The 12,278-nt window shown below is 67.6% G+C and carries 14 protein-coding genes; 9 read left to right on the forward strand and 5 right to left on the reverse strand.

Going from position 1 to position 12,278, the window contains the following annotated elements; genetic code table 11:
- Both KBY71_RS06370 and KBY71_RS06375 read left to right on the forward strand, forming a co-directional pair.
- Nucleotides 1-913: IS5 family transposase (locus KBY71_RS06370; RefSeq protein WP_254928112.1), on the forward strand; the 913-nt coding region annotated here is incomplete at its 5' end.
- A complete protein-coding gene (locus KBY71_RS06375; RefSeq protein WP_254928113.1) occupies nucleotides 910-1,089 on the forward strand; it encodes a hypothetical protein in 180 nt (59 codons plus the stop codon). The genes KBY71_RS06370 and KBY71_RS06375, both read left to right, overlap by 4 nt.
- 12 nt (nucleotides 1,090-1,101) lie before the next feature.
- Here the strand turns inward: KBY71_RS06375 and KBY71_RS06380 are convergent, their stop codons facing one another.
- The gene (locus KBY71_RS06380) at nucleotides 1,102-2,298 is read right to left on the reverse strand and encodes a hypothetical protein (RefSeq protein WP_254928114.1); all 1,197 of its coding nucleotides are present in this window, start codon (nucleotides 2,296-2,298) and stop codon (nucleotides 1,102-1,104) included.
- Nucleotides 2,299-2,398: 100 nt separating this feature from the next.
- Between KBY71_RS06380 and KBY71_RS06385 the strand changes: the two genes are divergently transcribed.
- Genes KBY71_RS06385 through KBY71_RS06400 form a run of 4 tightly spaced genes read left to right on the forward strand, consistent with a single transcriptional unit; the run spans nucleotide 2,399 to nucleotide 5,233 of the window.
- Nucleotides 2,399-3,538 (forward strand): ABC transporter substrate-binding protein, encoded by a 1,140-nt coding sequence (locus tag KBY71_RS06385; RefSeq protein WP_254928115.1) that lies wholly within the window; start codon nucleotides 2,399-2,401, stop codon nucleotides 3,536-3,538.
- A gap of 38 nt (nucleotides 3,539-3,576) precedes the next feature.
- Nucleotides 3,577-4,038, forward strand: coding sequence for a hypothetical protein (locus tag KBY71_RS06390; protein WP_254928116.1), 462 nt, complete (start codon nucleotides 3,577-3,579; stop codon nucleotides 4,036-4,038).
- Entirely contained in the window at nucleotides 3,989-4,546 is a 558-nt protein-coding gene (locus KBY71_RS06395; protein ID WP_254928117.1) for a YqhA family protein, read from the forward strand. The genes KBY71_RS06390 and KBY71_RS06395 overlap by 50 nt, the downstream gene beginning before the upstream one ends.
- A 3-nt stretch (nucleotides 4,547-4,549) precedes the next feature.
- A complete protein-coding gene (locus KBY71_RS06400) occupies nucleotides 4,550-5,233 on the forward strand; it encodes a hypothetical protein (protein ID WP_254928118.1) in 684 nt (227 codons plus the stop codon).
- A 31-nt stretch (nucleotides 5,234-5,264) separates the two neighbouring features.
- Here KBY71_RS06400 and KBY71_RS06405 read toward each other — a convergent pair whose 3' ends face one another.
- The gene (locus tag KBY71_RS06405) at nucleotides 5,265-6,281 is read right to left on the reverse strand and encodes an RpoD/SigA family RNA polymerase sigma factor (RefSeq protein WP_254928119.1); all 1,017 of its coding nucleotides are present in this window, start codon (nucleotides 6,279-6,281) and stop codon (nucleotides 5,265-5,267) included.
- A 71-nt stretch (nucleotides 6,282-6,352) separates the two neighbouring features.
- Between KBY71_RS06405 and KBY71_RS06410 the strand changes: the two genes are divergently transcribed.
- Both KBY71_RS06410 and KBY71_RS06415 read left to right on the forward strand, forming a co-directional pair.
- Nucleotides 6,353-7,078: a pseudouridine synthase gene (locus KBY71_RS06410; protein WP_190390111.1), complete on the forward strand. Its 726-nt coding sequence runs from the start codon at nucleotides 6,353-6,355 to the stop codon at nucleotides 7,076-7,078.
- Nucleotides 7,051-7,977, forward strand: a complete 927-nt coding sequence (locus KBY71_RS06415) for a helix-turn-helix transcriptional regulator (RefSeq protein ID WP_254928120.1) — start codon at nucleotides 7,051-7,053, stop codon at nucleotides 7,975-7,977. The genes KBY71_RS06410 and KBY71_RS06415 overlap by 28 nt, the downstream gene beginning before the upstream one ends.
- Nucleotides 7,978-7,986: 9 nt before the next feature.
- Here KBY71_RS06415 and malQ read toward each other — a convergent pair whose 3' ends face one another.
- Together malQ and KBY71_RS06425 are read right to left on the reverse strand one after the other, a co-directional pair.
- Nucleotides 7,987-9,486 (reverse strand): 4-alpha-glucanotransferase, encoded by a 1,500-nt coding sequence (malQ, locus tag KBY71_RS06420; RefSeq protein WP_254928121.1) that lies wholly within the window; start codon nucleotides 9,484-9,486, stop codon nucleotides 7,987-7,989.
- Nucleotides 9,483-10,694: a Coenzyme F420 hydrogenase/dehydrogenase, beta subunit C-terminal domain gene (locus tag KBY71_RS06425; protein ID WP_254928122.1), complete on the reverse strand. Its 1,212-nt coding sequence runs from the start codon at nucleotides 10,692-10,694 to the stop codon at nucleotides 9,483-9,485. The genes malQ and KBY71_RS06425 overlap by 4 nt, the downstream gene beginning before the upstream one ends.
- Before the next feature lie 91 nt (nucleotides 10,695-10,785).
- On the opposite strand from KBY71_RS06425, the gene KBY71_RS06430 reads away from it, so the two are divergent.
- On the forward strand, nucleotides 10,786-11,736 hold the full coding sequence (locus KBY71_RS06430) for an LCP family protein (RefSeq protein ID WP_254928123.1): 951 nt from the start codon (nucleotides 10,786-10,788) through the stop codon (nucleotides 11,734-11,736).
- A gap of 5 nt (nucleotides 11,737-11,741) precedes the next feature.
- Here the strand turns inward: KBY71_RS06430 and KBY71_RS06435 are convergent, their stop codons facing one another.
- Nucleotides 11,742-12,257: a hypothetical protein gene (locus KBY71_RS06435; protein ID WP_254928124.1), complete on the reverse strand. Its 516-nt coding sequence runs from the start codon at nucleotides 12,255-12,257 to the stop codon at nucleotides 11,742-11,744.
- Between the last annotated feature and the right edge of the window lie 21 nt (nucleotides 12,258-12,278).

Consider the following 12,278-nt stretch of genomic DNA (forward strand, 5'->3'; position numbering starts at 1 on the left):
AAACAATATCCAACACCACGAAAAAAACATCATATTCAGATGGAACATAGGCCTCAATCCCGACGATCCCGTCTGGCATCCCACCTCGTTCACCAAGAACAGAGACCGGCTGCTCAATGAGGAGCTGATGGCCAAGTTCCTCGAACTCCTGTTGGCAGCCCCTGAGGTCAAGCCGCTGCTGAGTTCGGAGCACTTCTCCGTCGATGGCACCTTGCTGCGGGCCTGGGCCTCCCACAGCTCGCTGGAGCGGATCGACGGGCTCGACGACGATCCGCCACCGCCCAGTGGTGGCCAAGGGTTTGGCGGCACTGCATCGTTTGGCACGAGGAGAGCCAAAGGCGACTTTCGCGGCCTGCTGCTCTCCAACCAGACCCACCGTTCCACCAGTGATGGCGAGGCCCGGTTGTTCAAGAAGGCTCCAGGCGTTGGCGCCTTCCTGAGCTTCATGGGGCATTGCGTCATGGAGAACCGCAACGGCCTGGTGGTCGCCAGTGAGGTCACGCAGGCAACTGGCACGGCTGAGCGGGATTCAGCCCTGCGGATGGCCCGCTCGCTCCAGGGTGCCCATCAGAAAACGCTGGGCGCCGACAAGGGTTACGACACCCGGGATTTCGTGGCTGAGCTGCGCATCAGCGGCATCACGCCCCATGTGGCTCAAAACATCCAGCCCCACCGCCGTTCGGCGATTGATGGCCGCACCGCACGCCACGTGGGCTATGTCCAATCGATCAACGCCAGGAAGCGGATCGAGCAGGTGTTTGGCTGGATCAAACAGGCCGCTGGGCTCCGGCAGCTCAAGGCCCGAGGCCGAACCAAGGTGGGAGCGGTGTTCCGGCTGCATGTGGTGGCCTACAACCTGATCCGGATCTCCAACTTGCTCAGAGCCCAGAGCCAGCAGGAGGTGATGGCATGAAGGCGCCGATCAAGGGGCCATTGGTCCTGGAGCGCAGGACTGAGGAAGGCCAATCGAGCCTGGAAGCGGTGCATGCGAGCCGCAGAGGACCGGTCAACCTGATTGACGCGGCGCTGCTGACGGTCACGAACAGGGCAAAAGCCCTGGTTTTCCTCGCTTTTTCAGCAGCCTCCTAGCGCCTCAACTCCTCAAATCACCTGGGGAATGGTGATCCAACAGAAGGTGATGGCCGCTCCGCCCACCAGCACCACCACCAGTGGCCAGGTGTCATCAAGGCGATGCAGGTGGCGCTGGAGGGCCTCCTTGGCGACAGGGTCCTCCAGAGTTTCCATGACGGCGTAGCGGCGGCCAATCCAAAGCACCAACACAAAGGCCGCCAGGGTGACCACGTAGGCCACCACGTACACCTGATCGAGAAAGGTGAGGAAGGGGAGATCCGGCAATTGATCGCGGTAGGTCTGCTGCAGGAAGACCAGGGTTAACAGCACGGTGACGGGGATACTGGCGCGGGCATCCTGTTCATCGGGACGCACCTTGAACACCAGCAGCACCATGGTCATCAGCACGGCCAACGGCAGCAGCAGACGCCAGAAGGACGACCAGGAGGAGGTGCCGTAGGAGATCTCAAACAGAATCTGGCTGTAGTCGTTTTCCGCCCCACCGAGCCCGAAGTTGGTGGCGTAGTGGTGGCGGTATTCGGCGATCGACCAGCCGGTGTTGAGCCAACCGATGATGCGGGCATAGAGGCCCATGCCGCTGTTGCGGATCTCTGGAATCAGGCGCAGGTTGCGGTAGCCCAGCTGGCCATCCACATCATTGGCCTCAATCACCAGCGGCAAGCTGATGGTCATGAAGGGATAGTGCCGGAAACTGGCCCGATCCACGTAATAGCGGCCGATATAGGTGAAGAGCTGGTAATAACTCCCGTCCGCCAGCTTGATCGGGGCCTTGCCTACCGGAGCAAGGCTGGAATCCTTGTCGGAAAGCAGGGTGTTCAGGACAATAAAAAGACTGGAGATGTCACCACCACGACTCTCCACATAGCGCTGCATCGGCTCTTCCCAGCGCAGCCACACATAACCGCTGCTGGAATAGCTAGGCACCGTGAGATCCAGCTCATAATTGCTGGTGGAGTACACCCCCACCTGCACCTTGTAGGGGGCCTGCTCGAGTTCGGCGCGATCGACCCGCTCCTCCCCGGCGCCGAGTTGATCGCCCCGCATGGCACTCCACACGCCGATGGGGGGCTTTTCGCCAAGGGGCAGGGTGGTGAGGGCGCGGGAGGTCGAAGACAGGCGCAGGGCGTCGCGGCTCTGCACCGGACTCACGTCGATGCGGCTGATCCCGAGAATGGCCAGGATGGCGGCCAGAACAACGGCCACCATCGCCAGAACGTTCCACGGCCTTTGCCTGCGCTGCCCCATGCCCACCCGCTGCTGTTCACCGAAGTTAAAGCTGATCAGCGGGCATCAGCCAGTGGCGGCGATGGGCATGCTCGGACTCACCCTGGCCCTGGCGCTCCCGGGCCTGCCCGTCCTGGGCGCCCCCGCCCCCAACCCCAAACCCGCGGCGGCGGAGCTGGTGCTGGGCCAGTCAGCGGCCTTCAGCGGCCCCTCTGCCATGCTCGGGCGGGAGTACCGGGAAGGGGCCCTGGCCTACTTCTCCGAGGTGAATCGCCAGGGCGGCATCCATGGCAAACGGCTAAAGCTGCTCAGCCTCGACGACCGCTACGAGCCTCCCCTCACCCTGCGCAACACCCGACAGCTGATCGAGCGCGACAAAGTGTTCGCCCTGTTCGGCTATGTGGGAACGCCCACCGTCAAGGCTGTGCTCCCCCTGGTGGAGAGCGCCAAGATCCCGCTGATCGCCCCCCTCACCGGCGCCCAGCTGCTGCGCCAGCCCCATCGGCCCATGGTGTTCAACCTGCGCGCCAGTTACCACCAGGAAATGGACCGGATGGTCAATGACCTGGTCCGCAGCGGACGCCATCGGATCGCCGTCGTTTATCAGAATGATGCCTTCGGCCAGGATGGGCTCAAGGGGGCCCTGAAGGCCCTGAAGCGCCACGGCCTCAAGCCTGTGGCCACAGCCAGCGTGGAGCGCAACTCCACCCAGACGGGGGGAGCAGCCCGCACGATGCAGCAGGCCAACGCCAACGCCGTGTTGATCGTGGCCGCCTACCCCAGCTCCGCCGCCTTCAGCCGCGAGATGCACAGGCAGGGCAGCACCGCGCAGCTGATGAACGTGTCCTTTGTGGGCACCAGTGCCCTGCGGGCCTCCCTGCAGAGCCACGAAGCCAGCGGCATCGGCGTGGCCCAGGTGGTGCCCTTCCCCTGGAATGAGCGGGTGCCGGTGGTGCGCGAATACCAGCACCTGATGCGCCGCCAGCAGGCCAAACCCCACTTCGGCTTCTCAAGCCTGGAGGGATTTCTGGCCGCCAAGATGACGGTGGAGGGCCTGCGCCGGGCGGGGCCTTCCCCCACCCGCCAGCGGTTTGTCACAGCCCTCGAAACGATGCGGAATGTCGACCTCGGCGGCTACCGGGTGCAACTGAGCCCGAAGGACCACAACGGCAGCAACTACGTGGACCTCACCTTTCTGGGCTCCCAGCGCTGGGAGCCCTGAGGGCCTAGGGTCTCGCCCATCCCAACCCCACGCTGCCGATGGCCAGCCTGCCGCTCGACCTGCCACCCGACCTGGCCGAGGGCTGGATGTTCGGCGACCTGGATTCCAGTGAGATCCTGCTGGAATACGCCCAGATCGTGCAACCCCCGTATCTGGTGGCCGGCGTGGGGCTGGCGATCGGCGTGCTCTGCGGCCTCACCTTCGCCAAGCTTGTGCAGGATCGGCTGGAGGGCTGGAAACAGGATCGTCTGGCCCTGCTGCCGCTGGGCAATGTGGCCATCACCCTGCCCTACATCGGCGTGGTGATCGGCATCACCCTGTTCATCGGTGGCAGCCTGCAGGTGTTCGGCTTCTCCGCCGGGGTGGCCTTGCTGGTGTCGTTTGTGCTCTCCATCGCCACCGCCGGAGCCCTGTGGGTCCAGCTGGAACGGCTGATGGGCCAGGTGGAGGATGGCACCTTCAGCGCAGTGGATTTCGACAACTTCGACCAATTCTTCTGAACCCATGCCCAGATTCTTTCGGATCGGCATTTTTACCGGCGTGGTGGGACTGATTCTCGCCACCGTGCTGGTCTTTTCCCTGGCCGCCCTGCGGATGGTCAATGTGGCGCAAGATCTCCTCAAGGGCCAGGCAGGATTTGCCGAAGAACTGGAAATGATCGGGACGGTTGATCTGCTGTTGCTAGGCATTGGCATCCTGATTATTGCCGCTGGCATGATCAGCTTGACCATGCGAAATATCCCGATGCCGCGGGGCTTGCGGTTTCACGATCTGCATCAACTGAAAAGCACTTTTTCCAGCTTTTTGATTTTGATCATGGCCATTCTCTATCTGGAGAGCATGGCCTCCCTCAAGCAGCTGGAGATGAGCGCCAACACCCAACCAGAAGCCCTTCTCTATGGCGGGCTGGGCTTTCTGGCCGTCACCATTGGCCTAGTGATCTTTCAGCGGAGTGGCACCCACCATCGCGCGGATCCCAAGGTTCCAGCACCCCACATCCAGGGCTGAGCCATGACCACGCCTAGTCCCCAAAACACCAACCTCGGACCCGCGGATCTCCTCCGTAATCGACTCACCAGTGGTCGGGGAAGGCTGGCGGTGATCGCCGCCACCACAGGGGTATGGGTGATGGATTTGCTGCTGGTGCACCATCTCAAGAGCCGAGAGGTCATCACCCCCAATCTCGGCACATTGGTGCACAACATCGATGTGATCGGCACGATTGCTTTCATCGCCGTCACGCTGGGACTCACCATCAGCCTGTTCCGCGGCCACAAGCGCGAGCTGTTTCGCTGGGCCCTGGCCTACCTGCTGTTCTCCATGGTGCAGGTGATCACCAACGTGCTCTCGATGGTGGCCAGCGCGGGCAGTCAGCGGGGAGGGGGTCTTGGCGGCTTGTGGGACGTGGCCGCCGTTTACATGGAAAGCGTGCTGGTGTTCATGTTCGTGTACATCTTTCTGGATGTGAGCACGCCAGGTGGGGCTTTTGTGTGGCCCAGCCGTGAAGGCGAGGAGCCACCTGAGCCCCACATCATCGACTACCTGTTCATTTCGCTGAACGTCAACTCCACCTACGGCCCCACCTCCGAAGCGGTGATGTCTCGGCGGGCCAAGTTGGTGATGGCCTTGCAGGTGTTGCTGGCCATCTTGATGCTCACCGTGCTGATCGCCCGCTCCGTGAGCTCCACGAGCTGAGTCCACCTTTTGCGGTGGCTCGAGTGCAGACTCAGGCCGCCAGATACCCCTCGAGCATGGCGGCCTGGGCGCGCACCCCCTCGAGGGCCTTGCGCTCCAGGTTGCGCGTCTTGTCGCGGCTCATGCCCAGGTGCTTGGCAATGGCGCTGAGGCTCATCGGTTCAGACTGGCCGGGTGCCTGCTCGCAGGGGATGCCGTAGCGCATCTTCAGCACCCGACCCTGCAGCTCCGGCAGCTGCTCCAGCAGCGCCCGCAAATCCCCCTTCAGGCACTCCCCATCCACCCGGTCCTCCGGCAGCTCACCATCACCCGCCAGCAGGTCCAGCAGCTCGGTGTCATCCCCGTCCCCCACCTTCGTCTCCAGGCTCACCGGCTGGCGTGCCCGGCACAGCAGGTCCTTCACCTCCTCTTCCGGCAGCTCCACCGCTTCTGCCAGTTCCGTCACCGTGGGCGTGCGCCCCAGCAGTTGGCTCAACTCCCGCTGACCCTTCTTCAGCTTGTTCAGCGTTTCGGTGATGTGGATCGGCAGCCGGATCGTCCGGCTCTTCTCCGCAATCGCCCGCGTGATCCCCTGCCGGATCCACCAATACGCATACGTACTGAACTTGTAGCCCCGCGTCGGGTCGAACTTCTCCACGCCACGCACCAAACCAATGGTCCCCTCCTGGATCAGGTCCAAGAGCTCCATGTTCCGCCGCGTGTACTTTTTGGCCACACTCACCACCAGCCGCAAATTCGCCGCCACCATCCGCTCCTTGGCCCGGCGGCCCGCCTGCAGCCGCTTTTTGAGCAAGGGCGCGCTCAGGCCCGCCGCCTGGGCCAACTCCGCCTGGCTCGGCTTGCTCCCGATCCGGCTCTCCAGTTCACCCTCGAGCTCCTCCAGCGCCACCAGCTCCTGCACCTGGCGACCCAGCGTGATCTCCTGCTCGTGCGTCAGCAGCGGCACCCGACCGATGTCACGCAGGTAACTGCGCACCAGGTCGCCGCCACCCAGGGCCGAGGAGCCGTCCGAACCTGAGCTGGAGCCGAGAACGGGCAGGGAGGGCATGGGAGCCGGAATTACGAAACGCTTTTGTTTCGCAAACCTACCATCCTTTTCCAGGAGGCAGCATGGGGGACATGGCCCTTGAACGGCTCCAGAAACTGATGGCCGCCGCCGGGCTGTGCTCCCGGCGCCAGGCCGAAACCCTGTTGCGGCAGGGGTTGGTGCAGGTGAACGGCGCGGTGGCCCAGCTGGGGGATCGGGCCGACCCCGCCCACGACCGGATCAGCGTGCGGGGCCAGCCCCTGGCCAGCCGGCCGGAGCCCCTGCTGCTGCTGCTCAACAAACCGGCCGGGGTGGTCTGCAGCTGCCATGACCCCGAAGGACGTCCCACGGTGCTCGACCTGCTGCCGGCCGAGCTGCGCGACGGCTGCGGGCTGCACCCGGTGGGCCGACTGGACGCGGAAAGCCGCGGCGCCCTGCTGCTCAGCAACCAGGGCGACCTGACCCTGCGGCTCACCCACCCCCGCTACGGCCACCGCAAGACCTACCGGGTGTGGGTGCAGGGCAGGCCCGACGGTCCAACCCTGAGCCGCTGGGCCGCCGGCGTGCCCCTCGACGGCCGGGCCAGCCAACCGGTGGGGCTGCAGGTGCGGCGGCGCACACCCCAGACCACGGAACTGGAGCTGGAGATGGGGGAGGGACGCAACCGCCAGATCCGGCGCACCGCAGCCCTGCTCGGCCATCCGGTGCGGGATCTGCAGCGGCTGGCGATCGGCCCCCTGCCGTTGGGAGATCTGCCCGAGGGTCGCTGGCGGCGCCTCGATCGCCAAGAATGGCAAGCACTGACAACCCAGCCCTGACCCGCACCCCCCAGCTGCCACCCAAGCGCCCCCAGGGCCAGCTCGGCCGCTGGTGGCGCCGGGGCCCCCTGCCGGAGCCCGTGAGCGCCCAGCAGCCGCCTGCCGATCCCCTGTTGGCGGCGGGCCAACGGCTGCGGCAACGGCGCGAGGAGCGGGGCCTGAGCCTGCGGCAGTTGGCCCTCGACACCCGCATCAGCACGGCGGTGCTGGAAGCCCTCGAACGGGGCTGGCGCGACCGGCTGCCGGAGGCCACCTACCTGCGCACCATGCTGCCGTTGATCGAGCGGCACCTGGAGCTGCCCCACGGCTGCCTCGAGTCGGTGCTGCCGGACAACGACCGGCTACCCCAGAGCCAACGGCGGGAGCCGCTGCTGCGCCGCTTCACGCCGGGGTCGATCGATGTGTTCACCACCTGGCAGGGCACCTTGCTCTACGGCCTGCTCACCCTGGGGCTGATCTACGGCGTGAACCTGCAGCAGCAGCAACTGGCAGCCCGGGGCCTGCTGGCCCTGCGACCGATCCCGCCCCTGCCGGCCCAGGAGCAGGCCAAGCCGCCGCGGCCCGAGCAGGCCCTGCTGACCCTCTATCCCGATCTGCGGCCCCTCGAGCTGGCGGCCCGGGGCCAGGGACTCGGCCAACTGCGGCGGGCACCGGCCGCCCAGCCGCTGCGCTCGGGGGTGCTGGAGCTGCAACTGGCCCAGCCCAGCCAGCTCAGCCTCGACAGCGCCAGCGGAGTGCGCACCAACCTGCGAAGTGCCAGCGGCAACCTGAGCCTGCCCCTCACCGGCCGCTTCCAGCTGGAGATTGAGCCCCCTCCTAGCCCCGGCGACCGGGTGAGCTGGAACGGGACGGCCCTGAAGCCCCTCCAGGGCAAGCCCGGCACGTTCAGCCAGCCCTAACGGACAGCTTTAACGAGGAGCCCTGCCGTAGCGGGCAGCCATGGCGCCATAGCCCTGCAGGGCACCATCGAGGGCGGCGACGGACTGGTCGAGGCGCCAGGTCCAGTTGCCGGAGCTGGTGCCGGGGGTGTTGAAGCGGGCCCGATCATCGAGCTCCAGCAGATCCTGGAGGGGCACCACCGCCAGATCGGCGGAGCTGGCCAGGGCCAGCTCCAGCAGCTGCCAGGCCGGCGACGTGATCGGCGCCCCCACCGCCTCGGCCACCCGCCGGCGTCCGCCGGCATCGAGGCTCTGCCACCAGCCCACGCTGGTGGCGTTGTCGTGGGTGCCGGTATACACCACCCAGCGGGGGCCCTGGATGTTGGCGGGCAGGTAGGGGTTGGCGGGGTCGCCGTCGAAGGCGAACTGGAGGATCTTCATGCCCGGCAGGCGGAAGCCATCGCGCAGGGCCTCCACCGCCGGGGTGATCACCCCCAGGTCTTCGGCGATCAGGGGCAGCTTCAGCCCCCGCCGCAGCCACAGCAGGGTGAGCAGGGGCCAGCCCGGAAACCAGCGCCAGCGGCCGTGTTCGGCGGTGGGGGCATCGCCGGGCACGCTCCAGAAGGCCTGGAGGGCACGGAAGTGGTCAAGCCGCAGCAGATCCAGAAGGGCAAACTGACGCCCCAGCCGGTTGAGCCACCAGCGGAAACCACTGAGCAGGTGCAGGGGCCAGCGGTAGACGGGCGTGCCCCAGAGCTGGCCGGTGGCCGAGAAGTAGTCGGGCGGCACGCCGCTCTGGGCCGTGAGGCTGCCATCGGCGCGCAGGGAGAACAGGGCCCGGTGGGCCCACACATCGGCGCTGTCGTGGGCCACATAGAAGGGCAGATCACCCAGCAGCTGCACACCCACCCGCTGCGCCTGCTGCCGCAGCTGCTGCCACTGACACTCGAGCTGCCACTGGAGCAGCTCCTCCTGCAACAGCCAGTCGGCCCGCTCGCTGGCCAGGCGGCGCAGGGCCGGGCGCTGCCGGCGGGCCAGGGGCGCCGGCCAGAGCCACCAGGGCTGGCCGTCCTGGAGACGGCGGATCACCATGAACAGGGCGTGGTCGGGCAGCCAGCCGCGCTGGCGGCGGCGCCAGCGGCCAAAGGCGCGCTGCTGGTCCTGCGGCTGGGCCGGCCAGCGGCGGGCCAGGGCCTCGCCGAGGGCGCGGCTGCGGGCCGGCATGGCGGCCAGATCCAGGGGGCCGGAGCGGTCAGCGGCTCCGGGCAGGGCGTCCCGGTCGGAAGCCTGCAGGAAACCCTGCTGCACCAGCAGCTCCGCATCCAGCAGCCAGGGGTTGAGGGCCGAACCGCTGGGGGAGCTGTAGGGCGATCCGGTGCCGTCGGTGGGGGCCAGGGGCAGCAGCTGCCACACACCGATGCCATGGCGGCCGAGCAGCGCCAGCCAGTCGTGGGCGGCCTGGCCGAAGCCGCCGCAGCCGCCAGGGCCCGGCAGCGAGGTGGGGTGGAGCAGGACGCCGGCCCGTCTCACGAGGCGGGCAGCCGGTAACGGCTGATGATCTTCTGGGCGAAGGCGGGGATGTGGGCGGCGGCCTTCTCCGGATGGTGGCGGCGCACCCAAAGGGCGTTGCGGGTGAAGTGGGAATCGATCGAGAAGCGGCCGTACTCCAGCCCGCGGGGGCCGATCCACTGCACCACCCAGCCCACCAGCTCCGCCAGCCACATCGGCAGCTTCACGGCCTTGTCGTAGGCCTCGATGCCCTGCTGCACCGCCGCCTGGCGATCACCAGCGGAGGTCACCGGCGCCACGTCGAGCTCGGCTTCCACCAGGTCGAGCAGCTCCTGGCCGCGGTCGTTGCGCACGGTGATCCACTGGCGCCCGAAGCCGGCCCCCATGTAGCCCACCACCAGGTCGGCGCCCGCGTTGGTGTAGTCAAAGCAGCTCAGACAGCTCGGGGCGAACACGTCCTTGAGCTTCGGCGTATCGAGTCCAAAGAAGGGCACCGTTTCCTCGCGGCCATCGCCGTGGCGGAAGTGGATGCGGAAGTCCTGCATGAACTCGTAGTGCACCACCGTGTCCGGGGAGCTCACGGTGCTCTCCAGGAAGGTCTGCAGCCCCTGGCGGCTGACGTTGTCGACGCAGGGAAGACCGAGCACGTACAGGGCGTCGAGGGGCAGGGTGGGCTGCACGGCCCGCAGGGCCTGGATCTGACAGCCCACACCGATGGCGAGCAGGCGGCGGATGCCGCTGCCGGGCAACTGCTCGAGCACCTCCAGGTTGGGCGACAGGGTGGGCTTGTTCACCCGGGCGCTGAGCACCTCCTCGGGGGTGCGGGCCAGCCGCGGCACGGGCGTGAAGCGGTCGTCCTCGCTCTGACCCACGCACAGCACCGCATCCACCAGGCCGGTTTCCAGGGCGCGCACGCCGATACGGCTGACGATCCCGGTCCACTGGGCGCCTTCGATCGGCTGCTGCAGCCGGGCGGTGAGCATGCGCTGCTGCACGCCGAAGTAGAGCTCGTCCTCGTTGTCGAGGTCGCGGCTGCGGCCGTGGGCCGTGGCCTCCATCGCCTCAAAGCGCTGGTTCAGGAAGGCGCAGCTGTCCTTCACGTAGGCCACCCAGCGGCTGTCGCAGAGCCCGCATTGGCTGCAGAGATCCTTGGCGGGATAGACGCTGCCCTTGGCCAGGGGCCGGGCTTTGTCGTGGGGGGCCTGCCCTTGGGGAGCACTGGCAGCCATCAACGGAGTCCCCTCGCCAGATCAGCAGGGGCTCAACCTATCGGGTGCCGGCCGCAGGGGTGGGCCAAAGTGGTTTGCCGCTGATGCCCGAATGGTCCGACGTCCCGCCCCGCCCAAGCTCCGCCGGGGGCCCGTCCTGGTGCGGGGGGTGGCGGCCATCGTCGGTGGGGTGGCCGGCCTGGGCCTGCTGGGCCTGCTCTGGCCCGAACCCGACCGCGCCATCCAGCCGGTGCAGCAGCTCACCCCGGCCGACCTGGCCAAACCCCCCAGCCGCAGCATCACCCTGCTGGTGATCGGCCTGGACAGCGACCGTCCCGGGGATCCACTGAACAGGGCCGCCCCGCCGGGTCCGGCCAACGTCGATGCCCTGCTGCTGGTGCGGGTCAACCCCCAGGGGCCCCTGCAGGTGCTCACCCTGCCCACCAACCTGGCCGTGCAGTTGCCGGGCCAGACCAAACCCGTCGGCCTGGGCCGCCTCTACCGGCTGGGCGGACCTGCCCTCACCGCCGATGCGGTGCGCAGCCTGGTGGGCCTCGAATCCGGCCAACCGGAGCGCTATCTGGTGATGGGACGCTCCACCCTGCGCAGCCTGGTGGACGGCCTGGGCAGCATCGCCGCCAACCCCACCTTGGCCCTGCGTTACAGCGACCGCAGCCAATCGTTCTCGATCAACTTGCAGGGCGGCCTGCAACGGCTCAAGGGCAACCAAGTGGAGCAGCTGGCGCGCTACCGGGACCCCACCCGACCGGAGGACAGCCGGCAGGAGAACCAGCAGCTGGTGGTGCGCAGCCTGTTGCGGGAGATGGCCCTGCCGGAGCAGCTCGGCCAGCTGCCCGGGCTGGTGAAGTCGCTCAACGCCGGCGTGGTCACCAACCTGAGCCAATCGGAAACCCTCAGCCTGCTGGCTGCCGGACTCAGCCACGGCGAAACGGTGCAGTTCAGCGGCGTGCCCCTGGCCCCCGCCAGCGCCAACGTGCCCCTGCGCCAGATCGCCAGCAGCGCCCCCGAGCCCCTCTGGCCGGCCCCGCCAACGGCCAACTAGCTGAATCAGGCGTCGGCGATCTGACGCCAGCGGAGCTCCAGGGCCCGGGCCATCGCCCCCAGCTCAGCGCCGTCTGGAGCGAGCCAGCCCAGCCAGGGCAGGCCGTCGCCACGGCGGGCATCCGGATCCCAGCTGCCGCCCCACTGCACCAGCCCCGCCAGGGGCACCTGCCACTGGTGCAGCAACGCCGCCATCGCCGCCGGCAGACCGCTGTCGAGCTGGTCGCCCGCCAGCAGCAGCAACACGGGCTGGCGCCAGGCGCCGAGGGCTTCGGCCCAGTGGCCAGCGCCGGGCAGGGGCAATCCCGGATCCAGCGGCAGGGGCACCAGGCCTGGCCCCTGCTGAGCCAAGGGGGCGAGGGCTTGCTGGGGAGGCCGATCGGCCAGGGGCTCACACCAGGGCAGGCCCAGGGCGGACGCCAGTGGCGGCCCAGCCTGCTGCTGCAGGGCGATCACGGCAGCGGCCGGACCGGCGGCCACCAGCACCAGCGGGCGCTGCATTCCAGGCCTGGAAAGCGTCATGGATGTTTGCACTAGGAGGGC

Source organism: Cyanobium sp. T1B-Tous (genome assembly GCF_024345475.1).
Taxonomy (GTDB): domain Bacteria; phylum Cyanobacteriota; class Cyanobacteriia; order PCC-6307; family Cyanobiaceae; genus Cyanobium_A.